The following is a 22,580-nucleotide window of genomic DNA, read 5'->3' as shown; positions in this document are numbered from 1 at the left end:
GGCGTGCGCCGCCAGGCGGCGACGGGGATGGAGCATGAATTTTCAAGACTACACACGGCTTCGGGGACGGATGATGGCGGTGATGCTGGCCTTCTCCCTGATCCCCCTCCTGGCCCTGGGCTGGATCATCAACAATGAATACGGCACCGCCTACAGGAGCAAGGTCACGGCCCGGCTGTCCTCGGCCGTGGCCGGCAAGCGCCGGGTCATCGACCTGTTCCTGGCCGAGCGCGTGGCCCAGCTCAAGAACCTGGCCCTGACCCATTCCTACGCCGAGATATCCGACCCGAAACAGCTGCGGGCCCTGTTCAACACCATCCAGGGCAATTCCAAGTCCTACATCGACGTGGGCATCATCGATTCCTCGGGCCAGCACGTGGCCTACGTGGGCCCCTACCGCCTGGGCGCGGTGAACTACAGCGAGGAGCCTTGGTTCCAGGAAGCCATGCTCCGGGGCGAACACGTCAGCGACGTGTTCATGGGCTTCAGGAACTTCCCCCATTTCATCATCGCCGTGCGCAACGGGCAGGGCGAAAGCGCCTGGATCCTGCGCGCCACCATCGACTCGGACATCTTCAACCAGCTAGTGCAGAGCCTGCAGCTGGGCGACAACGGCGACGCCTTCCTGGTCAACAGCCAGGGCAAGCTCCAGACCACCCCGCGTCGGGGCCAGGGCCTGCTCTCGGCCTGCCCGGTGCCCATCCCGGCCCGCTTCGAGGGCGAACGCGTGCAGGAGACCGCCATCCAGGCCAAGGACATGATCTGCGGCCAGACCTGGCTGGAGGGCAAGGACTGGCTGCTGGTGGTCCTGGAGGACCCGGACGAGGCCTTCTCGCCCCTGTTCCAGGCGCGCTACACCGGGGCCCTGGCCCTGGGCGCGGCGGCCCTGGTGCTGATCACGGGCGTGGCCCTGACATCGCGGACCATGGTCACCAGGCTGGTGCGCGCTGAGCAGGAAAAGGCCGCCCTGGACGCCAACCTCATGCAGTCGGGCAAGATGGCCGCCCTGGGCAAGCTGGCCGCGGGCGTGGCCCACGAGGTCAACAACCCCCTGACCCTGATCATGGAGAGCGCGGGCTGGATCAAGGACCTGCTCACCGAGGAGGACCCTGCCCAGATCGTGAACTACGACGAGATCAGCGAATCCCTGGACAAGATCGAACTCAACGTGGAGCGGGCCCGGGGCGTGACCCACCGCATGCTCGGCTTCGCCCGGCGCATGGAGCCCATGGAAGAGGACGTGGACCTGAACCTCGTGGCCGAGCACACCATGGGCTTTCTGGCCAACGAGGCCCTGCACCGGGAGATCGGGCTGTCCCGCGACTTCTCCGAGCGCCTGCCCCGGGTGACCACGGACTCGGCGCAGCTGCAGCAGGTGCTCTTGAACCTCATCGAGAACGCCATCGACGCCGTGGGCAACAAGGGCCAGGTCGTGGTGCGCACCCGCTTCAAGCCCGACGACCGCGTGGTCACCGTGGCCGTGGCCGACACGGGCCCGGGCATCGCCCCGGACGTGCTGCCCCGCATCTTCGACCCTTTCTTCAGCAGCAAAAAGCCCGGCGAGGGCACGGGCCTGGGCCTGTCCATCGCCTACAGCATCATGCAGAAGCTGGGCGGTTCCCTGGACGTGGAGAGCGCCCTGGGCCAGGGCACGACCTTCACTGTCAGCCTGCCCGTGAGCGGCGGCCGCACCCCGCGCAAGGAGGAATCATGAGCGACACCGTGAGGGTGCTCGTGGTGGACGACGAGCCCGATTTCATCCGTTTGTTCGTGAAACGCTTTTCCAAGCGCAACCTGGACGTCGCGGGCGTGGGCAGCGGGCCCGAGGCCCTGAACCACCTGGCCGCCCACGAGGTGGACGTGGTGGTGCTGGATGTGCGCATGCCGGGCATGGACGGCCTGGAAACCCTCAAGGAAATCCGCACGCGCCACCCGCAGGTGGAGGTCATCATGCTCACGGGCCACGGTTCCGCGGAATCCGGGCTCAAGGGCATCAGCCTGGGCGCCTACGACTACGTGATGAAGCCCTTCAAGATCGACGACCTCCTGGAGCGCATCCGCCGAGCCTGGGACCACGCCCGGCGGCGCAGGAGCATGGAGGAAGGCGCGTGACGCACCAGGCCGCCCCGCTTCCGGGCAGGAGCCCGGCCCAGGACCTGGGAGGGACCCTGTTCCGCTACGCCCTGCCGCCCTTCGTGCTGGCCTGCGTGCTGCTGGGCGCCGACCGCCCGGGGCCAAGGGCCCTGCTTCTGGGCCTGGCGGCGGCGGGGGCGGCCGTGCTGGCCGAGCGCCTGGCCCGGCGCGGGGCGCGCCGCGCGGAGGCACCGCACCACTGCGACGAGCACCTGATCCAGTCCCAGAAGTTGGCCGCCCTGGGACAGCTGGCCACCGGCATCGCCCACGAGATCAACACCCCCCTGGCCATCATCGGCCAGGAGACCGAGCTCCTGGAGCTGGACGTCCAGGACGCGGCCGCATCGGCCCCGGAAAGCGCCGCGCGCATCCGGGCCGCCGTGGCGCGCATCGCCGAGCAGGTGGAGCGCTGCGGCGAGATCACCCACGCCACCCTGGACCTGGCCCGGCGCAACGACCCGGTGCCCCAGGACACGGACCTGGCGGCCCTGGCCGAGGACATGGTGGCCTTGGTGGAGCGCGGGGCGCGCGGCGACGGCATCAGCTTCACGCGCCGCTACGAGCCGGGCATGCCGCCGGTGCTGACCAGCGCGCCCATGCTGCGCCAGGTAATCCTGAACCTCCTGGTCAACGCCGCCCAGGCCTTGGAGAACGGCGGAGAAATCACGGTTTCGGTAAGCCGCGACGGCGGAGACGGGGCCCTCGTGGAGGTCGGCGACAACGGCCCCGGCATCCCCCCCGAACATAGGGACAGGATCTTCAACCCCTTTTTCACAACCAAGCCCCCCGGCAAGGGTACTGGTCTGGGCCTCTCCGTGTGCCTGGGCATCATGGACAGGCTGGGCGGCGCAATCACGGTCCTCGACAACCCCGGCGGCGGCGCGCGCTTCGTGCTGCGCCTGCCCCTGGGCGGTCCCGGGCCGGGAACGGAGGTGCAGCCATGACCGAAACCATCATCAGGGTCCTCGTTGTGGACGACGACGAGACCTTCCGCACCAACCTGACCACCCTCCTGAACAGGGACGACACCCTGTTCGCCCACGGGGTGGACAGCGGCGAGGCGGCCCTGGAGGAGCTGGGGCACACCGGCTACGACGTGATGCTCCTGGACGTGCGCATGCCGGGCCTGAACGCCCTGGGCACCTTGAAGGAAATGCGCAAGCGGAACCTGGACAAGGTGGTGGTCATCATCCTCACGGGGCACGCGTCCGTGGACGACGCCGTGGAGATGATGAACCACGGGGCCTTCGACTACCTGCTCAAGCCATGCTCCACCAAGGAGATAGTGAAGAAGATCCACTGGGCCAACGAACGGGGCGCCCTCTCCGCCTAGGAGGGCCAACCCGCGGCGGCGTCCCGGTCCGCGCTCCCTGCACGCCCTCTGCGGGGGGCGCGGCTGCCCGGGAGGTCCCGCTAAATCTTACCCCGCCCCGCACTCCAGCAAGCGGGCAACGCCCCCGCGCGGCACTCAGCTGACCCCCGCACCCCACACAAGGCCGCAAGCGAAAAGAACCGGCGCGCTGCACACAGCGCGCCGGTTCCGTCATGTTCTCGTCGGCCGGTCGGGACCGGGCCGGATCAGCTGGGCACCACGTAGCGCGTGGCCGGGCCCTTGCCGGATTTGGTGAGCAGGCCCTTCTTGACCATGTCCTGCAGATCGTAGACCGCGGTGCGCGAGGGCAGGCCGCCGCCCACGATGTCCTGGTAATCCTGGCGACTGATCTCGGCGCGGCGCATGATCTCGGGATAGGCCCGGCGCTGGCGCGCGTTGAGCCTGGACATGGCTCCCCCGCCCTGGGGCGCTGGCCTGGGCGGAGACGCCTGCGCGGGAAGTCCCGCGCCCGGCTCCGCGGGCTCGGCCTCGGCGGAGGCGGGTTCCTCGTCCACAGGCCCACGGCCGGGCCCACGGCCGGGGCCGGGTTCGGGCGCGGCGCCGTCGCGGCGGGCCCAGGGCTCGGCCCCGGGCAGGGCCCCGGCCAGCCCGAGCCGGTCCTCGCCCTCCAGGCGGATGTCGGTGGCCTGGATGATGTCGTGCTCGGTCATGACCACGGCGCGGGTGATGACGTTGATCAACTCCCGGATGTTGCCGGGCCACTCGTACTGCTTGAGCTTCTCCAGCGCGCCCTTGGACAGGGCCACGCCCTTGCGGCCCACCATCTGCTCGGCATGGTGCAGATAGTACATGGTCAGGGCGGGGATGCTCTCAGGGTGCTCCTTGAGGGAGGGCGTCTGCACGGTGATGACCTTGAGCCGGAAGTAGAGGTCCTCGCGGAAATCCCCGGCCTTGATCAGTTCGGGCAGGTCCGCGTTGGTGGCCGCGATGAGGCGCACGTCCACGTCCAGCTCCTTGTCCGAACCCAGGGGCTTGATCTTGCGCATGGAGATGGCCCGCAGCAGCGACTGCTGGACCTTGGCCGAGGCCGCCTGGATCTCGTCCAGGAACAGGGTCCCGCCGTGGGCCTCCAGGAACGCGCCCTTGCGGTCGCCCCGGGCCTCGGTGAACGCGCCCTTGACGTGGCCGAAAAGGGTGTCCAGGAGCAGGTTCTCGTCCAGGGCCCCGCAGTTGATGGAGATGAACGGCTTGGAGGAGCGCCCGCTGTGGCGGTGCACGGCCTCGGCCGTGAGCTGCTTGCCCGTGCCCGTCTCGCCGAGGATGAGCACGTCCACGTCGGCCTGGGAGGCCTTGAGGATGTCGGACTTGAGCTGCACGATCTTGGGGCCGTGGCCCACGATCTCGGGGATGATGTTCAGCTCGGCCCCGTCCGCGTCGCGGGGCACCTCGCTGGCGATGTCGGCCTTTTCCATCAGGCTCACGGCCCGGATGATCTCGTCCTTCTGCTTCAGCTCGGTGCGCTGCTGGCGGATGATGTCGATCATGTCGTTGATGGTCTCGGACAGCAGGCCGGTCTCATAGCCCGCAGCGTGCAGGTCGATCTTGCGGATCTCCCCGGTGGAGCGGAACTTGTCCACGCTGCGCGAGAGCAGGAGCACGGGGCGCGTCACCAGGCGGCTGGTGACGAAGAGGATCAGGGATATCCCGCCCACGGCCACCAGGGTGATGATGAACAGGCTGTCCAGGTGCCTGTAGCCCGCGGCCAGGGTCAGCTTGGAGCGGTCCACGTAGGCCACGCCCCAGTGGACCCTGGGCTTGCCGTCCCCGGAGTCGAAGGTCACCGGCGCGTAGGAGAAATAATACTGCTTGATCTCGCCGGTCTCGGTGCCCTTGTCCGCCACGCGCAGCAGGTTGGCCTTGGACTCGCCGATGTCCGCGATCATGCTCCAGAAGGGCATGTTTCCGGAGCTGGGCCGGAAGGCGCAGTCCAGGCCCGGGCGACCCAGGGTGCCGTCCAGCCCGGTGCGCGCCAGATAGGTGGTCAGGGGCGGGTCATCCTGGTTCAAATCCTCGGACTGGAACAGGATCCAGCCCTGCGGGTCGAACAGGTAGTTGAAGCGCAGCTCGTCGCTGCGCGGATAACCCCACAGGGGCGACTGGTCGGAGTTGTACAGGGATAGGATGTCGCGCACCCGGCGTACGTCCACGGCCAGGACCAGATACCCGAAGCGGCCGTCCCCGTCCGGGTCGCAGGGCGTGGCGAAGCGGATGATGTGGGACGAGACCCGGCGGCTCTTGGAATCCTTGGAGGGAAAGGGATACTCGGCCTTGACGATGCGCGAGAGGCTGACCTGACCGGGCTTGAGCCCCTTGGCCTCCTCGAAAACCATGAACGGATCCGGGGACATGTTTGAAACCCGGCCCTCGGGAATGCGAAAGATGTCCTGGCCCTTGGAAACCAGAATCACGTGCCCCTCGTTATCCGGCGACACGTATGACAGTTCGCGATACCCGGTCCAGCCCGAGGCTTTTTTTCGCGCAAGAAAATCACGCAGGGAGGCCTCGTTCATGGAGCCCTTGGCCACGAACAGCAGGTCGCGCTTGCAGGTGTCCAGGAAGGTGTTCACCCCGTGGGCGATGGCCAGGGTCTGGACACGGACGTTCCGCTCCAGGGCGATGTCGATGAACTTGTAGGAAACCCGGTAGCTCACGAGGCCTTCCGCCAGGACGATGATAACCACCGACGGCAGCAGCCAGAACATGAGCTTCGTCATCAAGCTCCGTCCCGTGGCCCTGCCCTTGCGGTCCTCGGGTCCGGACGGCGCTAAACGCCCGCTGAAAATCCCCACAACAAGACCCTCCTCTTGATATGAGTCGCGGAACCAGCTTTCGGCTATCACGCAAAAACCTATTGCGCAAGGCCTATTTTCTGCTGGCCTCGCGCCTTGCCGCGCACTTCGAGCCATTGGCATAGGCTTTGCTCAAGCAGAAGAGCGTGGTCTATCGGGCAAAGCCCGGGGCCGACGCCCAAACAGGCAGCAGCGCAAGGAGAGACCGCATGCCCAAAACCCGCATGGCCCTGATACCCCGTGTCCTGCTCCTGTTGCTCTGGTCGGCGGGCTGCGCCTTCGCCGGCGCCCGCGACTTCCACGAACTGGTTGTGGTGGTGGACACCCGGGTCATCGACTCGGCCATGCTCAGGTACCTCGCCGACCTCTACAATACCAACATCACCCTATTCGCAGTCTGGACCGTGGTCCTGACGCTCCTAGTGGGCAGCATCCTCGGGCTGCTCATGGACACCATCATGGCCCGCACGGGACTGGACCTGGAAACCCGCGAGATCATCGAACTCTAGGCGCCGGGGCATGTGAATGGAATTCTTCAACGATCCAGGCTGGCTCTACATGTACATGCCCATCGCGGGCATGCACATCCTGTGGCCGGGGCTGCTGCTCATCGGCTTCTCCGTGGGGGTCATCGGCGGCTTCTTCGGCATGGGCGGGGCCTGGATGGTCACGCCGGGCCTGAACATCCTGGGCTTTCCCATGGCGTTCGCCATCGGCACGGACATGGCGCACATCGCGGGCAAGTCCATGATCTCCACGGTGCGCCACTCCCGGTTCGGCAACGTGGACCACAAATTGGGATTCATCCTGCTGCTGGGCACCATGGCGGGCATCGAGATCGGGGCCCAGTTCGTGATGCACTTCGAACGCCTGGGTCTGGCCGGGGCCGTGATCCGCTGGATGTACGCCGGATTCCTGGCCCTGGTGGCCTGGATGATCTTCTACGACTGCCTCAAGGCCTCGCGGCGCAAGCGCAGGCGGCTGAGCCAGGGAGAAGACAGATCCGAGGACCAGGAGCCCGACGGCGTGACCTGGTACAAGCTCCTGCGCAGAATCAACATCCCGCCCATGATCGACTTCCACGTGGCGGGCTTCACCTGCTCCCTGTGGCTGCCCGTGGCCGTCAGCCTGGCGACGGGCGTGCTGGCCGGATTCCTGGGCATCGGCGGCGGGCTGTTGCGCATGCCCGCCCTGGTCTACCTCCTGGGCTGCCCGACCCACGTGGCCGTGGGCACGGACCTTTTCACCGTGATGCTCGCGGGTATCTACGGAGCCTTCACCTACACGCTCAAGGGCCGCATCGAGATCGTGGCCGTGTTCGTGATGCTCGCGGGCGCGGCCATCGGCGCGCAGATCGGCACCGTGGCCACGAAGTACTCCAGGGGCTACGGCATCCGCCTGGCCTTCGGAGCGGCCGTGGTCTGCTGCATGCTCTCGGTGATCCTCAAGCAGCTGGGCCACGACACCCCGGCGGCCGTCCTGATCCTGGGGACCATGGCCCTGCTCTGCCTGTACATCCTCAAGGTCATGCTGGTGGGCGCGGCAAGCGAGCTGCGGGAAAAGAAACTGGCGCGGGCCGAGGCCCACGGCACGGGCGAGGAGTGAGCACATGAACAAGATATTCGCCGCCCTGGCCTTGGCCGCCCTGCTTCTGGCCCCGTCCGGGGCCCTGGCCGCCGAGGTGGTCCAGGGCAAGTGCCTGGAGCTGAACGCCGCCGCCCAGACCCTGACGGTCGAGGAATACGACATCAACTTCAGCCAGGACCATCCCTACGGACGCAGCACCGGCGTCACCGCCACCTTCGACATCTCCACGGCCAAGATCGGCCTGGCCCCGGAACCCGGGGACATCCTGCGCATCGCCTACGACCTGGGAGGCTCCGGCAAGATCGCCCTCAAGGTGATGAACGTGACCAAGCAAGGGGCCCGGGAATAGCCCGACTCCGACCGGCGGCTGGATGCGCCGCCCCCCGTTGAACCCGGCATCCGTCCGCACTACCCTGGTCCCGAAGACCTTCGCCGCCGCCACGCGGGCGGCGCAGACCAGGCCGCAGTCCGGCCGGGGGACAGCGCATGATCCCTGACAATGCCGATGGATTCTGCCTCTGGGAACTCGACGACCAGGAGTTCGTGGTGGGCATCGTGGGTTCGGGCCCGGGCTTCTGGTCCCTGTCGGAGATCCTGTCCGACGAGTCCTATTCCGTGTTCCTGCCGCCCATGCGCCTGTCCGCCGTGGCCGAGCCGGACCTGAACACCGGCAAGGTGGAACGGCTCAAGGCCGAGGGCGTGCGCGTGTTCGCGTCCTGGCGGGCGATGCTCGCCGAGGTTCCCGAGCTGAACCTGGCGGTGGACATCAAGGGCGTCTTCGACTCCCAAGCCGCGCGGCGGGACGTGCCCCAGGGCGTGTCCATCATGGACCGGCGCGGGGCCGTGTTCCTGTGCGGGCTGCACACTATGCACCAGGCGGCCATGCACCAGCGCATGAAGCTGGACCGCTCCCGGGCCCTGCTCAAGGCCGTGGCCGGGCAGATCCGCGAGGACGTGCTGCTCCTGGACCTCAAGAGCCGCGTGGTGGACATGAACGAGCACGTGCAGCAGCGCACGGGCCAGGACAAGGAGCACCTCGTGGGCAAGCCCTGCTGGCAGGTGCAGAGCCTGGCCCGGGGCGTGCCTTTTTGCCGGGGCGAGAACCTCAAGTGCCCGTTCCACGCCACCCTGGCCCAGGGCCGCAAGGCCGAGGCCCTGCTGACCCGGGTGAGCCCCGAGGGCAAGCTCCTGTATTTCCGCATCTATTCCTACCCCATCCGGGACGCGGAAGGGAACATGACCCACGTGGCCGTGCTGCGCCGGGACATCACCTCGCGCACCAGCCTGGAAAAGCAGCGCCAGCAGTCCGAGAAGCTTTCCGTGGTGGGCGAGATGGCCATGTACCTGGCCCACGAGATCCGCAACCCGCTGTTCGCCATCGGCGGATTCGTGGGCTCGCTCCTCAAGTCGCCCAACCTGGACGAGACGGACAAGGAAAAGGCCCAGATCATCCTGGAGGAGACCAAGCGCCTGGACAAGATGCTCAGCGACGTCCTGAACTTCACCAAGCCCACCCAGGGCTCCGTGGGCGAGGTGGACCTGCCCCCGCTCATGGAGCAAGTGGCCGGACTGATGCGCATCGGGTACGAGCGCTCGGGCTACGGGTTCGTGATCCAGTGCGCCTCGGACCTGCCCAAGGTCATCGCCGGGCCCGGGCGCATCAAGCAGTGCCTGGTGAACTGCGTCAAGAACGCTTTGGAGGCCATGCCCGAGGGCGGCACCGTGACCATGGGCGCGGTGCTGGACGGGGACATGGTGGCCCTGTCCGTGCGTGACACGGGCCGGGGCATGACGCCCCAGGAAATGGAAAAGGCCTTCAGCCCCTTCGCCAGCACCAAGGAGGGGGGCACGGGCCTGGGCCTGGCCATGATCCAGAAGATCATCGAGGACTTCGGGGGCAGCGTGCACCTGGAGAGCCGCCCGGGCGAGGGCACCACCATCACCATGCGCCTGATGCCCACCCTGTCCGTGGAATGGAGCCCCTCGCCCATCCCCGAGATCGTGGACGACGACGTCCCGGACAGCGCCCCCGGATTCGGCCCCGAGGACGAACTCTAGCAGACTGTTGGAAAAACTTCTGCGCGGGCCGCTCAAAAACAGTGAGATGCAAGGCGCAAGAAAAATGCAGGCCCGACGACCGACTAGCTGTTAGGCGAGTCTTCGAGCCTTACAGATATCGAGAGCAGAGCTGTATCCCAATACGCGAGGGTCTGCATTTTTCGCAGCAACGCCGCAGATCGCTGTTTTTCAGCGGCCCGCTAGGAGCGCATCCAGAGGGATACTCCCTCCAGCTCCTGTAGCAGGGTCCGGCCCACGGAACCCATGAACATCCGCCTGAGCAGGCTGCGGCCGCGCCCGGTGCGGCCGATGGCCACGGCCGCGTACCCGCCCTCCTGGGCCTCGGTCAACAGCGCCTTGGGCGCGGCCCCGTCGTCCAGGACCTTTTCACGGATGCGTCCCTCGGCAACCCCGTTGTCCATGAGCACGCCCCGGGCGCGCATGAACGTGGTCTCCGGAGGCTCGTCCCCGGCGCCGCGCAGCACGCGGGCCATGGTCACCTCGTGGCGCTCCAGGGGGCCCACCATGTAGCCCACGTGGTCCGCGGCGCGCAGGCTGGCGTCGGATCCGTCCAGGCAGAGCAGCACCCCGCTGCGCTCCGGGTCGATGCGCCGGCAGATCCACAGGGGGCAGGCCGCGTTGCTGAAGGCCAGCTGGCCGGAGACGCTCTCGGCCAGGAACTCCTCCAGCCGGGTCACGCCCCTGCGGCCCAGGACCAGGGCGTCGTACAGCCCCTCCTCGCCCTCGCGCAGGATGTCGTCGGCCGTGGACACGTTGCGCAGGGTCAGCTTGGCGTTGATGCGCTCCTCGGGGAAGCCCATGTCCGAGAGCAGGCGCATGGCCTCCTCCAGGGCCCGCTTGCCCTTGAGCTCGTTCCTGCGGGACTGGACCTCGTATTCGTTCAGGGATTCGTAGTTCAGTTCGCCGCCCCACAGCGCCGGGGGGCGCGGGGCCGTGTAGAACAGCGTGACCCGCAGCCGGCTCTTGTCCCGGAAAAAGGAACTCACGAAGCGCACGCCGCTCATGGCGCTCTTGTCTCCGCTCACTGTGACCAGCAGATGCTTGTCCATGCCCCCACTCCTTGCTCCCCCCGGAGCCTTCCGCAAGTCCGGCGCCCCGCGCGCCATTGCGCAACCCTGCCCGCACACAGGCTCAAGCATGCACCATGCCTATATACACTTACTGAAGCATCGCAAAAAGATACAGGGCAAAAACGGAAATACGCAAGCCCCACGGTTACGCAAGACGAATCTTCAAGCTATCGGCAAAAGAATATCGCAAGGACCACGGCGCATGCGCACGGGAGCGCCGCGCGAACCCGATGCGGAACGCATGCGCGCCGGGCGCGCCGCGCTGCATTGCCGCGCGCTCGACGCCGACGGGCAAAAGGAAATGGAAGGATCAGCCGAAAAGGGCCGCGCCGGACTCCGCGTACAGCCCCGGGTGCAGGGGCTCGGCGGCGCAGCGCCCGGCGCGCAGGGCGCGCACCAGGTCGTCCATGTCGGCCACGGGGTCGGAGAAACGGGTGCCGTAGCGGCCCAGCTCGCTGCGGGCGTGGGCGTCGCTGCCGCCCGTGGCCGCCAGGTCCAGCATCCGGGGCCAGGGCCCGGCCAGGTCGTTCTCGCGCAGCGAGTTGCGGCCGTTCATGATCTCCACGCCGTGGCAGCGCCCGCCCAGAAGCGCGCCCCGGTCCGCCGGCCGCGAGGCGCGGCAGGGATGCGCGGCCACGGCGGCGCCCCCGGCCTCCTCCACCAGGGACAGGAGGCGCAAGGCCGAAAGACCCGCGGGCAGGGCCGGAGTCCCGAAGACCAGGAAGTCGCCCTGGCTGGTGGCGTATTCCATGCCCACCAGCACCACCAGCCCGCCGGGCTGCGGCCCCTGGTCCAGGCGCTCGCGGGCCAGCACGGTGTCGTGGTCCGTGATGCAGACCCCGTCCAGGCCGCGCCGAGGCGCAAGCTCCAGGATGTCCACCAAGCGCAGGTCGCTGCAAGGGGAGATGTCGGTGTGCACGTGCAGATCGAAAAGCATCCTCCATTGTATAAGCCGCGCAAGGCGTGCGCACAAATCGTTTGCCGCTATGGGTTGCAGTCCGGGGGATTGTCTGGTTCTATGGGATATCCGAAGACCAACCGCCATCCACGGCAAGGAATTCCATGCCCAGGAAATGCCTGCTTCTGCTTCTGGACGGCCTCGGGGACCGCTCCCATCCAGCCCTGAACGGCATGACCCCCCTGCAGGCCGCGTCCACCCCCAACCTGGACCGCATCGCCGCCGCCGGGGCCAACGGCCTGTTCCACGCCGCGTCCATGGGCCAGGCCCTGCCCAGCGAAAACGCGCATTTCACCCTGTTCGGCTACGGGCTGGACGAATTCCCCGGGCGCGGGGCCCTGGAGGCCCTGGGCGCGGGCATGGACATGGGCTCCCGGGACGTGGCCGTGCTGGCGCACCTGGCCTGCGTGCGCGAGCGCGCAGGCGTGCTGTACCAGGACCGGGACATCGTGCCCGACGTGCCCGAGGACCAGGCCGCCGAACTCGTCCGGGCGGTGGAGCGCTTCGAGCACGACGGCATCGAGATCACCTTCCACCGCGAAAAGGAACTCTTCGGGGTCCTGCGCGTGCGCGGGGACGTGTCCCGCTTCGTCACGGACACCAACACCATGCGCGACGGGGACCCCATGAGCGCGCTCACGCCCTGGCGCAGGTTCGAGAACGACGCCCCGGCCATCCGCACGGCCCGCGCACTCAGGGCATACGTCCTCTTCGCCCACCGCGCCCTGGCCGCCCACCCCGTGAACCGGGCCCGGGAAGCCCGGGGCCTGGATCCGGCCAGCGGCGTTGTCACCCAGCGCGCCGGGCGCAGGGGCCTGGTGGAACCGTTTCGCGAGCGCTACGGCCTGCGCGGGGCCACGGTGTCCTCGGGCATCGTGTACAAGGGCCTGGCCGCCTACCTGGGCCTCACGCCCCTGGACGCGCCCCGCAGCGGGGACGTGGAGGCGGACTACGCCGCGCAGCTGGCCCTGGCCCGCGAGGCCCTGCGGGAGCACGATTTCATCCACGTGCACACCAAGGCCCCGGACGCGGCCGCGCACACCAAGAACCCCGAACACAAGAAGGCGGTCATCGAGGCCCTGGACCGGGCCGTGGGCGTACACCTGGACGCGCTCATGGCCGACCCGGACCTGGTGCTGGCCCTGACCGCGGACCACAGCACCCCGTCCTCGGGCCCGCTGGTGCACTCGGGGGAGCCCGTGCCCCTGGCTTTCGCCGGACCCGGCGTGCGCGTGGACGCGGTGGCGCGCTTCGACGAGGTCAGCGCCGCCACCGGGGCCCTGGGCACGGTGCGCGGCCTGGAGTTCATGTATCTGGTGCTCAACTACCTGGACAGGGCCAAGCTCATGGGCATCATGGACACGCCCGTGGACCGGGCCTTCTGGCCGGGGGTCTACGAACCCTTCCGCACGGAGTGAGGCCATGAGCAAGGACTTCCCCGTGGCCGTGATCCACGGGCGCTTCCAAATCCTGCACAACGACCACCTGCGCTATCTGCTGGCCGGGTGGGAGCTCTGTTCGCACCTGGTGGCGGGCGTCACCAACCCCGACCCGCACCTCTCGCGCTTCGAAGGCTCGGCGCCTGGGCGCAGCCGCCCGGAGGCCAACCCCCTGACCTACTACGAGCGCCAGGTCTGCGTCCGCGAGGCCCTGGCCGAGGCGGGCGTGCCCGAGAAGGCGCTCTCCGTGGTGCCCCTGCCCATCAATTTTCCGGAGCTCTACCGGCACTATGTGCCCATGGACGCGGTGTTCCTCCTGACCATCTACGACGACTGGGGGCGGGAGAAACAGGCCCGATTCTTGTCCCTGGGCCTCTCCACCCACGTGCTCTGGGAGCGGCCGCCCGAGGAAAAGGGCATCACCGCCACCCAGGTGCGCCGCCTGATGGTCGAAGGCGGGGACTGGGAGCCCCTGGTGCCCCCGGCCGTGGCCCGACGCATGCGCGAATGGGACATCCCCGGCCGCCTGGCGCGCATGGCCGAGTGCTGAAAAGCCCTCTCAGACAGGCCATTCAAATAGAATCGCTCGTGCGCAGGCCGTCCCAAAACAGTGAGATGCAAGGCGCAAGAAAAATGCAGGCCCGACGCGTATCCCAACGCTTTCGCTACGCGAGGGTTTGCCTTTTTTGAAGCAACGCAGCAGATCGCTGTTTTGGGGCGGCCTGCGCTCAGGCCCAGTCGCCGCGCAGCCTGCGTCCCAGGTCAGCGGCGTAGTGGTCGGTCATGCCCGCCACGTAATCCAGGAGCAGGAGCAACACCGCGTAGGCGCAGTCGCCGCCCTCGGCCGCGCGCTCCACGGCCTCGGCCCCGAACAGCGTCTTCACGTGCTCCCTGCCGAAGGACTTCTCGCCCGTGCACAGCCGCGCCATCTCCGGCGCGGTCATGTCCAGGAGCCCGCCCAGGACGTTCTGCGCGCCCAGTTCCAGGATGACCTTGCGCCGGGACAGGAACAGCCGCTTGCCGATGGAGGCGTAGACCCGGCGCAGCTCGGCCAGGGCCCCGCCCTTGGCCAGGTCCATGAGCCCCTTGTGGTGGTCCAGGGCCCCGGTCATGATCTCCTCGTAATGCTCCCGGAACAGGGCCAAGACCTCGTCCGTGGCCAGGCCCATGAGCTTGGCGCGCAGCACGGAGTTGCGCTGGCGGAAATGCCAGCCCGCATAGCGCATCCAGCGCTCCGTGCCCTCCTCGATGCCCAGGAGGGGGCCGAAGCTCTGGAGCATGAAGCCCTCGTCCAGGATGCCCAGCTCCGTGGCGTCCTCCATGTCGATGATGCGGTAGCAGATGTCGTCGGAGGCCTCGGCCAGATGGGCCAGGGGATGGCGCGCGAAGCGGCCGTCCAGCTCGGGCATGCCCATGGCCTCGGCGGCCTCGCGCACGAGGGGCGCCTCGGCCTGGAAGAAGCTGAACTTGTCCTTGCCCGCGTCGAAGGACGAGGGCCAGGGATACTTGAGCAGCGCCCCGAGCACCGCATGGGTGGGGCTCATGCCCTGGCCGTAGAAGCCCGTGGACAGGAGCACGCGCACGGACATGGCGTTGCCGTCGAACTTGGTGAAATCCGAACGCTGCTCCACGGGCAGGTGGGCGACGTGCGCGGCGTGGGACGCGAACCAGTCCTTGATGGCGGACTCGCCGCTGTGGCCGAAGGGCGGGTTGCCGATGTCGTGGGCCAGGCACGCGGCCTGCACCACCTGCCCCACGTGGTGCGGGGACAATTCCCCGGGCAGCTCGCCCCGTCCGCGCAGGAACACGCCCACGGCCTCGCCCAGGCTGCGGCCCACGCTGGAGACCTCCAGGCTGTGGGTCAGGCGGGAGTGGATGTGGTCGTTCTCGTTCAGGGGATGGACCTGGGTCTTGCGGCCCAGGCGGCGGAAGGCGTCGCTGAAGAGTATCCTGTCCACGTCGCGCTGAAACTGGCTGCGCACGTCCGGGCTCGGCCCGTCGAACCCCACGCGCGCCGTGGAAAGCAGCCTGTCCCATTGCATCCTGTGCCCGCTCATGACTCGTCTCCTGGTGAGGGTGCGCGCCGGGCGTCCGGCGTCCAGGCAGACTAGCCCGAACAGCCCGAGGTCTCAACCGCCGGGCCCGAGGCCTTGCTCTGGCCTCGGACAATCGATTCTGCTAGATAGCGACTGCGGAGGAAAACATGAGCGGCAACACTTTCGGCACCCTGTTCCGGCTGACCACGTTCGGCGAATCCCACGGCCCGGGCCTGGGCGGCGTGGTGGACGGCTGCCCCCCGGGGCTGGCCCTGGACGAGGCCCTGATCCAGGCCGAGCTGGACCGGCGCAAGCCCGGCCAGGGCCCGGCGTCCACGGCGCGCAAGGAATCCGACCGCGTGGAGATCCTCTCCGGCGTGTTCGAGGGCCGCACCACGGGCACGCCCATCGGCTTCCTGATCCGCAACGAGGACCAGCGCTCCCGCGACTATTCGGCCATCAAGGACGTCTACCGCCCCGGGCACGCGGACTGGAGCCTGCAGGCCAAGTTCGGGGTGCGCGACTACCGGGGCGGGGGCCGCTCCTCGGGCCGCGAGACCGTGTCCCGCGTGGCGGGCGGGGCCGTGGCCGGGGCGCTCCTGGCGGCCCACGGCGTGCGCGTCGCCGCCTACACCACGGAGATCGGCGGGGTGCGGGCCGAGGTCCGCGACCCCTGGGGCGCGCAGGACAGGCCCTTTTTCGCGCCCGAGGACGGGGCCGCCGAACGCTTCGAGGAGCGCATCCGCGAGGTCAAGGCCCAGGGCGACACCCTGGGCGGGGTGGTGGAGATCCTGGCCACGGGCGTGCCCGCGGGCCTGGGCGAACCCGTGTTCGACAAGCTGGACGCCCGCCTGGCCTACGCGCTCATGGGCGTGGGCGCGGTCAAGGCCGTGGAGATCGGCGCGGGCGCGGACGCGGCCCGCAGCACGGGCAGCGCCAACAACGACCCCCTGCTGCCGGGCGGTTTCGCCAGCAACAACGCGGGCGGCATCCTGGGCGGCGTTTCCAGCGGCCAGGACGTTGTGGCGCGCGCCTTCGTGAAGCCCATCCCGTCCATAGCCATGGAGCAGCGGACCGTGGACAGCAAGGGGCAGGCCGCCACCATTCGCGTGGGCGGACGACACGACATTTGCGCGATCCCGCGCATCAATCCGGTGCTGAAAGCCATGGTGCAGTTGGTGTTGGCGGATATGATTTTGTTGCAGAAGCGGATTTAGAGCGAGCCTCACGCAGAGGGCGTGAAGCCCCCCGCGCTGATGACGCGCGGGGGGCTTTTTTAGTGCTGCGCCACAGGGGAAGGGGAGGATGCATGGCGATGGGGGGACAGCAGATTCAAAAGCTCGCGCTTTTGAACCAGCTGGCAAAGGGGCCGGGGGGCGAGCCCCCCCAGGCCCCTCTGCACTCCCCTGCCCCCTTTTGGGGCGGGGGCGATGGCGGGCCGATAAAGGCTTAGGCGCTGCGGTGGGTTATCTTCCCATGAAGGCCGAGCGTGTCGGCGGGGCAGGGGCTTTGGCGGGGCTACGCGATACGCCTCCGCGTCGCCCCTATCGCCCCGATGCGGGTGGTGGGGATGTGCGTCCGAGAGGCGGGTTGCTGGAAGAGAATGACCGCAGGGTCATGACGCCGAGGGCGTAGGCGGTCCCTGCGTAATTCCTCGGGCTACACGGTACGCCCGGGAATTCGCTTTACGGTCCCGATTTTCGGGGTGGGCATGGATGTGCGCCGATGACATTGGCCGATGAGCTTGGGCGTTGAACGGATGAGGGGCAGGATCAGACAGCATGCGGTGTCCGGCCGCAGTCCTTGCCCCGTGCCGCCGCACTGCTTGCGCCCCGCCCTACGGGACTCCCAAAGCCCCGGCGCGCTGCCCGGCGCAGCGGCTGTGATGGAAATCAGCGAAGCGAAGCCGGGCTCGTGCGACGGGGCGGCATCACCTGTGCCGCGACACGAGGGGAGAAATCAACGGAGGACCGCACCACCACGACCGCCCAGCGCCCCATGCGGGTACGGGGGGCGCAGCGGCTGTGATGGTAATCAGAAAAGCGAAGCCCCCCGTACCCGCATGGGGCGCGGCCGCGTCACCTCTCCCTTCATTCCCGACAAACCAACGCCCTACCCGCGAGGGAACGCGGCGGGTGGGGAGGGAGGGAACCGTTGGTTTTGCATTACGACTCCCAAACCAAGCCCCCACCCTCACGCCTCGGCTTTCTCCACGGGCTTCCCCCCGTTCTTCCGCTCTTTGCGCCGCAACAACCGCGCCTTCATCCCCATCAGCAGATCCCACTCCACCGGCACGATGAACAGCGTCAGGAACGTGGCCGTGCCCAGGCCGGTGACGAACGTCGACGCCATGGTGCCCCAGACCAGGGAATAACTCGGTATCCCCAAGGCCATGGGCAGCAAGCCCAACGTGGTGGTCAGCGTGGTCAGCAGGATGGGCCGCAGGCGCACGCGGATGCCCTCCTCGATGGCCTCGCGCCGCGTCTTCCCGGCCCGGTGGGCGCGGTTGATGAAGTCGATAAGCACCAGAGAGTCGTTGACCACCACGCCCGTGACGCCCACCACGGCGATGAAGCTGTTGATGGTGAACAGGGACTGGGTCACCAGCTTGCCGAAGACCACGCCGATGAGGGCGAAGACCACGGCCGAAAGGATGATCAGCGGCTGGAGGTAGGATTTGAACTGCGTGGCCAGGATCAGATAGATGATCAGCACCGCCACCACGAAGGCGTAGGCCAGGGAGGTGTAGGAACGCTTGGTGTCCTCGTGGGACCCGCCGAAGGCCAAGGCCGCCCCAGGGTAGCCGTCGCGCACGGTCTCGTAAAACAGGCTCACGTGGCGCACCACCGAGGGCTCGGAAATGGGCGCGCCCTGGCGGATGTTGGCGCTCACGGAGCGGGAGCGCTGGTTCTTGTAGCGCGTGAGTTCGCCGGATTCCTCCAGGATCTTCGGATGCACTATGTCGCCCAGGCGCACGGGCCCGGCGGGGTCCTCGGCCACGGCCACGCGCAGGGCGTCGGCGGGCGAGGGGATGCTCTCCGGGTCCAGGCGCAGCTTGAGGTCCACCTCCTCGTCGGCCAGGCGGAACTTGCCCACGTAACGGCCGTCCAGCACGGCCCCGGCCAGGAGCGCCGCCTGCCTGGTGGTCAGGCCGAACTCCCGGGCGCGGCGCTGGTCCACGCCCAGGCTGTAGACTCGCTGGGTCAGGCCCGCCCCGTCGTCGGGCTGGTCCAGGTAGGGGGCGATGCCCGGATCCGTGGTCAAATCCTCGTACACGGCCTGGGCCAGGCCCTGCACGGACTCCTCGTTGTTGCCCACCACGCGCACGTTCAGGTCCTTGCCCGTGGGCGGGCCGTCCTTTTCCGCGCGCACGCGGATGCGCACCCCGTTTTTCTGGAAGAGCTCCACCATGCGATCGCGCATGGCGTCCAGATGGGCCAGGGGGTCGTCGAACTCGCGGTCCGCCTTTTCGGGCAGGGTGACCATGACCGTGCCGAAGTTGGAGCCGAACTCCTGGCTGTAGTCCTCGTTGATGACGAAGCCCGCGTAGGCCGCCGCCGAACGCGCGCGCCCCGGGCCTCCGGCCATGATCTCCCGGGAGATGTCCTTGCACAGGCGCGAGGTCTCCTCGATGGCCGTGTCCGCAGGCTCCTCCACGAACACGTAGTAGAGATTGTAGTCGTCCGGGTAGAACTTGATGCGCACCAAGGGCGCCACGCCGGACACGGACAGGCCCATGGCCACCACCGCGACCACGAAGGCCAGGAGCACCACGCCCAGGCTGGTGTAGCGCCAGCGCAGGGTCACGCGCACCAGGGCGTCGGTGCCCGCGCGCAGCACGCGCATGAGCGCGTTGTCCTTTTCCTCGGGCTCGTTCTCCGCCTTGGGCCTGGGGCCCCAGTCCAGGTAGTGAAGGGGCAGGATGAAGATGCACTCGAACAGCGAGGCCGCGATGGCGAAGGCCACGGCCTTGGGGATCAGGGCGAAGAACTCGCCCGTGGACCCGGTCATGATCAGCATGGGCAGAAACGCCGCCACCGTGGTGGCCGTGGCCGAGACCACGGGCAGCATGACCTCGCTGGCGCCGTCCACCACGCTGTCGTACAGGGGGTCGCCCTGCTGCACATGGCGGTAGATGTTCTCCAGGACCACGATGGCGTCGTCCACGATGATGCCCGAGACCAGGACGAAGGAGAACAGGGTGATCTCGTTCAAAGAGTTGCCCGTGACGCGCATGATGACCATGGTCACCAGGAAGGAGAAGGGTATGCCGATGGTGGTCAGGCAGGCGTTGCGGAAGCCCGTGAAGCACCAGATGATGGCGCAGACCAGCACGATGCCGAGCGCCAGGTTCCAGCCCAGGGTGCTCATGGCGTCGCGGATGTAGGAGGTGGAGTCCTGGGTCAGGACCGCGCGCACGCCCTCGCGCTCCAGCACCGGGGCGAAGTCCGCCAGCACCCGGTCCACGCCCTCCTTGATGGTCAGGGCGTTGCCCTCCTCGGTCTTCAGGACCTTCAGGGTCACGCAATCGGAACCGTTCACCGAGGCGATGACCGTGGGGTCGCGGTGGGAGAGCGCGGCCCCGCTCATGAGGTCGCCCACGGTGACGAAGGAGCCGTCCAAGTCGCGGCGCACCACCGTGGCCGCCACCTGGGAGCGGTCGCGGAACTTCTCGTCCACGCGCACCACGAACTCGCCGGACTCGTCGGTGTAGTCGCCGGCGGGCACCGAGAGGTTGGCGTCCTGCAGGGCCTGGGACACCTGGTCGAAGGTCACGCCCAGGGCCGCGAGCTTGTCCGGGTCCAGGTAGACGTGGAACTCGCGCGTGTATTCGCCAGCCAGCTCCACTTCCTGGACCCCGGCAATCTGGGACAGGGGCACCTTGAGCTCGTCGCCCAACAGGGTCAGCACGCGGTTGGAGCGCTCGCCCACCAGGTTTACGGCCACCACGGGCAGCCAGTCCGAGGTGCGCAAGAGCGTGAACTCCGGCGGGTCCACCTCGTCGGGCAGCTCGCCCTGCACGGACAGGACCTTGAAGCGCAGGTCGTCGTAGAGGTCCTCGTAGTCCGAGTCGTCCACGAACTTGACGATGACCGTGGAGGTCTGGTGGGCCGAGCGCGACTCCACGAACTCCACGCCCTCCAGGTCCTCGATGGCCTCCTCGATCTTGCGCGTGACCAGGGCCTCCACGTCCGTGGACGAGGCCCCGGGATAGAAGGTGGACACGAAGACCTTGCCGAAGTTCACCTGGGGATAGCGCTCCACGGGCAGGCGGGCCATGCTGAAGGCACCGGCCACGATGAGCACCACGAAGACCAGGTTGAAGAAGACCCTCTGGGCCAAGGAAAAACGGATCACCGGACGCACGGGCTAGTTCCCTCCCTTGTCGAGAATCTCGTCGCCCGGGCGCAGGCCCGCCCCGGTGACGCGCAGCAGACCGCCGCCCCGAGCGTCGTCGCCCAGGACCATGACGCGCACCTCGCGCCCGTCGGCATGGGTCACCCAATGCTCCCCGTAGCGCTCCTCCACGGCCGAGGCGGGCACGAGCACGGCGCCGTTGGCCTCGGGCATGGGCAGGCCCAGCAGCACGCGCAGCCCACCGCGCTTGTGTGCGAGCTTCGCGTCCAGGGCGAGGTCCACCTGGATCTTGCGCGTGTCCGGGTCGAAGCCCGGGTTCACGCGGTACACCGAGGCCGAAACCTCGGCCCCGCCCTCGGCCAGGGTCACGGCAAAGGCCTTGCCCAGGTCCGCGAGGGCCCGGAACTGCTCCGGGGAAAGGGCGAAGGGCACCAGCAGGGTGGAGAAGTCCCCGGCCCGGCCCAGGACCTGGCCCGAGGCCACCCACTGGCCGGGCTCCACGTCGCGGCGCGTGACCAGCCAGCCCGCGGGCGCGGCCACGCTGGTGCGCCGCAGGCGCTCGGCGAGCCCCCGTCCGGCCACTTCCAGGGCGGACAGCTCATGGCGGCTGGCGTCCAGGGTCTGCTCCAGCTGGTCCAGGGTGGACTGGGGCGCGGTGCCCCTGGCCACCAGGTCCCGGTAACGCCGGGCCTCCTTGGAGTCGTAGGCGATGCGCGAGGCCAGCTTGGCCTGCTGCACGCGGTTGGACTCCAGGTCCAGCCTGATGAAGGTGGGGTCGATGCGCGCGAACACGCCGCCGCGGCCGATGGCCTGGCCCACGTCCGCGGCCACGGAGAGCACCCGGCCCTGCTCCTCGGCCACCAGGTCCAGTGTGGCCAGGGCCCGGGTGAAGCCCGTGAGCTCCACCCGATGCACGGAGGCAAGGGCCGTGGCGGTCCCGGCGGCGCAGGCGGGCGCGGCCCACAGGACGCAGGCGAACAGCGCGCAGGCCGCAAGCCCCAGGATATGACGACGCACACTCATGACGAAGCACCTCCCCGGCCGAGCACGCGCTCCAGGCCGCCCAGGCTGAACTGCAGCACGTGCTCCACGGCCAGATCCAGAAATTCCGGTCTTTTTATGTACGCGCCCTTGTCCGGCAGAAGCCGCTGGATGATGGGATAGGAATAGTAGTAGTGTAGCACCTGGCCCGTGACGCTGGCCATGCACATGTTCAGGAGCCGGGGGGGCAGGTCGCGGCCGGCCAGGGTGCGCAGGATGTCGCGAAGCTCATCGCAGTCCGGGCCGATGTAGTTCTCCACGATGTCGTCCAGGGCCTGGGTGGGCCGGGCGAGCTCCACCAGGAAGATCACGCCCATGGCCAGGCACTGCTCCTGGTCCACGCCGTGCTCCTCGTGGCACACGGGCAAAATCTCCTGGAACGAGGCCCGGATGTGCGCGCGCAGCCTGTCCACGGGATCCGCGTCCCGTGGCAGGAGGGGCGCACGCGTGCGCGCCGCGGCGCGGAATATCTCGGCCACCACCTGGCGGTAGAGATTCTCCTTGTCCCCGAAATAATAATTCACCGCCGCCACGTTGGCCTCGGCCCGCGCGCATATCTCGCGCACCGTGGCGGCCTCGTATCCCCGGGCCGCGAAGACCAGCACAGCGGCCTTGAACAGCCGCCCCTTGGTCCCGGGCTCCCGGATGCTGCCATCGTCCATACAGGGCTCCTTCAAACTTATGATTGAATCAGTTG

General features: G+C 68.3%; 18 protein-coding genes. 11 read left to right on the top strand and 7 right to left on the bottom strand.

Features of this window, described 5'->3' with window-relative positions; translation table 11 throughout:
• Window positions 1-34 precede the first annotated feature (34 nt).
• The 4 genes from ACYYG1_RS02250 to ACYYG1_RS02235 are packed head-to-tail and all read left to right on the top strand — an operon-like array spanning window position 35 to window position 3,466.
• Window positions 35-1,714, top strand: coding sequence for a sensor histidine kinase (locus ACYYG1_RS02250; protein ID WP_461208644.1), 1,680 nt, complete (start codon window positions 35-37; stop codon window positions 1,712-1,714).
• Complete coding sequence (locus ACYYG1_RS02245; RefSeq protein WP_461208643.1) at window positions 1,711-2,112, top strand: sigma-54-dependent transcriptional regulator; 402 nt, start codon at window positions 1,711-1,713, stop codon at window positions 2,110-2,112. The genes ACYYG1_RS02250 and ACYYG1_RS02245 overlap by 4 nt, the downstream gene beginning before the upstream one ends.
• Entirely contained in the window at window positions 2,109-3,077 is a 969-nt protein-coding gene (locus tag ACYYG1_RS02240; protein ID WP_461208642.1) for a sensor histidine kinase, read from the top strand. Before ACYYG1_RS02245 ends, ACYYG1_RS02240 begins: the two co-directional genes overlap by 4 nt.
• Window positions 3,074-3,466, top strand: a complete 393-nt coding sequence (locus ACYYG1_RS02235) for a response regulator (protein WP_461208641.1) — start codon at window positions 3,074-3,076, stop codon at window positions 3,464-3,466. Before ACYYG1_RS02240 ends, ACYYG1_RS02235 begins: the two co-directional genes overlap by 4 nt.
• A 245-nt stretch (window positions 3,467-3,711) precedes the next feature.
• Here ACYYG1_RS02235 and ACYYG1_RS02230 read toward each other — a convergent pair whose 3' ends face one another.
• The gene (locus ACYYG1_RS02230; RefSeq protein WP_461208640.1) at window positions 3,712-6,240 is read right to left on the bottom strand and encodes a sigma 54-interacting transcriptional regulator; all 2,529 of its coding nucleotides are present in this window, start codon (window positions 6,238-6,240) and stop codon (window positions 3,712-3,714) included.
• 284 nt (window positions 6,241-6,524) lie between these two features.
• Here ACYYG1_RS02230 and ACYYG1_RS02225 point away from each other — a divergent pair, with 284 nt between their 5' ends.
• From ACYYG1_RS02225 to ACYYG1_RS02210, 4 genes are all read left to right on the top strand, one after another.
• On the top strand, window positions 6,525-6,824 hold the full coding sequence (locus ACYYG1_RS02225; protein ID WP_461208639.1) for a DVU0150 family protein: 300 nt from the start codon (window positions 6,525-6,527) through the stop codon (window positions 6,822-6,824).
• A gap of 16 nt (window positions 6,825-6,840) precedes the next feature.
• On the top strand, window positions 6,841-7,920 hold the full coding sequence (locus ACYYG1_RS02220) for a sulfite exporter TauE/SafE family protein (protein WP_461208638.1): 1,080 nt from the start codon (window positions 6,841-6,843) through the stop codon (window positions 7,918-7,920).
• Between the two features lie 4 nt (window positions 7,921-7,924).
• Entirely contained in the window at window positions 7,925-8,251 is a 327-nt protein-coding gene (locus ACYYG1_RS02215; protein ID WP_461208637.1) for a hypothetical protein, read from the top strand.
• Between the two features lie 137 nt (window positions 8,252-8,388).
• Window positions 8,389-9,960 (top strand): two-component system sensor histidine kinase NtrB, encoded by a 1,572-nt coding sequence (locus ACYYG1_RS02210; protein ID WP_461208636.1) that lies wholly within the window; start codon window positions 8,389-8,391, stop codon window positions 9,958-9,960.
• Between the two features lie 200 nt (window positions 9,961-10,160).
• Here the strand turns inward: ACYYG1_RS02210 and ACYYG1_RS02205 are convergent, their stop codons facing one another.
• Together ACYYG1_RS02205 and ACYYG1_RS02200 are read right to left on the bottom strand one after the other, a co-directional pair.
• Complete coding sequence (locus tag ACYYG1_RS02205) at window positions 10,161-11,030, bottom strand: universal stress protein (protein ID WP_461208635.1); 870 nt, start codon at window positions 11,028-11,030, stop codon at window positions 10,161-10,163.
• Between the two features lie 331 nt (window positions 11,031-11,361).
• Window positions 11,362-11,988 (bottom strand): PHP domain-containing protein, encoded by a 627-nt coding sequence (locus tag ACYYG1_RS02200; protein ID WP_461208634.1) that lies wholly within the window; start codon window positions 11,986-11,988, stop codon window positions 11,362-11,364.
• 125 nt (window positions 11,989-12,113) lie between these two features.
• On the opposite strand from ACYYG1_RS02200, the gene ACYYG1_RS02195 reads away from it, so the two are divergent.
• Together ACYYG1_RS02195 and ACYYG1_RS02190 are read left to right on the top strand one after the other, a co-directional pair.
• The gene (locus tag ACYYG1_RS02195; RefSeq protein WP_461208633.1) at window positions 12,114-13,427 is read left to right on the top strand and encodes a BPG-independent phosphoglycerate mutase family protein; all 1,314 of its coding nucleotides are present in this window, start codon (window positions 12,114-12,116) and stop codon (window positions 13,425-13,427) included.
• A 4-nt stretch (window positions 13,428-13,431) separates the two neighbouring features.
• On the top strand, window positions 13,432-13,998 hold the full coding sequence (locus ACYYG1_RS02190; RefSeq protein WP_461208632.1) for a nicotinate-nucleotide adenylyltransferase: 567 nt from the start codon (window positions 13,432-13,434) through the stop codon (window positions 13,996-13,998).
• Window positions 13,999-14,176: 178 nt separating this feature from the next.
• Here ACYYG1_RS02190 and dgt read toward each other — a convergent pair whose 3' ends face one another.
• Window positions 14,177-15,505, bottom strand: a complete 1,329-nt coding sequence (gene dgt / locus ACYYG1_RS02185; protein WP_461208631.1) for a dGTP triphosphohydrolase — start codon at window positions 15,503-15,505, stop codon at window positions 14,177-14,179.
• Window positions 15,506-15,651: 146 nt separating this feature from the next.
• Between dgt and aroC the strand changes: the two genes are divergently transcribed.
• On the top strand, window positions 15,652-16,701 hold the full coding sequence (aroC, locus tag ACYYG1_RS02180) for a chorismate synthase (protein ID WP_461208630.1): 1,050 nt from the start codon (window positions 15,652-15,654) through the stop codon (window positions 16,699-16,701).
• Window positions 16,702-17,677: 976 nt separating this feature from the next.
• Here the strand turns inward: aroC and ACYYG1_RS02175 are convergent.
• Genes ACYYG1_RS02175 through ACYYG1_RS02165 form a run of 3 tightly spaced genes read right to left on the bottom strand, consistent with a single transcriptional unit; the run spans window position 17,678 to window position 22,545 of the window.
• Window positions 17,678-20,851: an efflux RND transporter permease subunit gene (locus tag ACYYG1_RS02175; RefSeq protein ID WP_461208629.1), complete on the bottom strand. Its 3,174-nt coding sequence runs from the start codon at window positions 20,849-20,851 to the stop codon at window positions 17,678-17,680.
• A 3-nt stretch (window positions 20,852-20,854) separates the two neighbouring features.
• Window positions 20,855-21,865, bottom strand: a complete 1,011-nt coding sequence (locus ACYYG1_RS02170; RefSeq protein WP_461208628.1) for an efflux RND transporter periplasmic adaptor subunit — start codon at window positions 21,863-21,865, stop codon at window positions 20,855-20,857.
• Window positions 21,862-22,545 carry a TetR/AcrR family transcriptional regulator gene (locus ACYYG1_RS02165; protein ID WP_461208627.1) on the bottom strand — a complete coding sequence of 228 codons (684 nt, stop codon included), beginning with the start codon at window positions 22,543-22,545 and terminating at the stop codon, window positions 21,862-21,864. Before ACYYG1_RS02165 ends, ACYYG1_RS02170 begins: the two co-directional genes overlap by 4 nt.
• Window positions 22,546-22,580: the final 35 nt, after the last annotated feature.

Source organism: Desulfocurvus sp. DL1XJH-121 (genome assembly GCF_054819825.1).
This window is presented reverse-complemented; position numbering and strand designations above follow the sequence as displayed.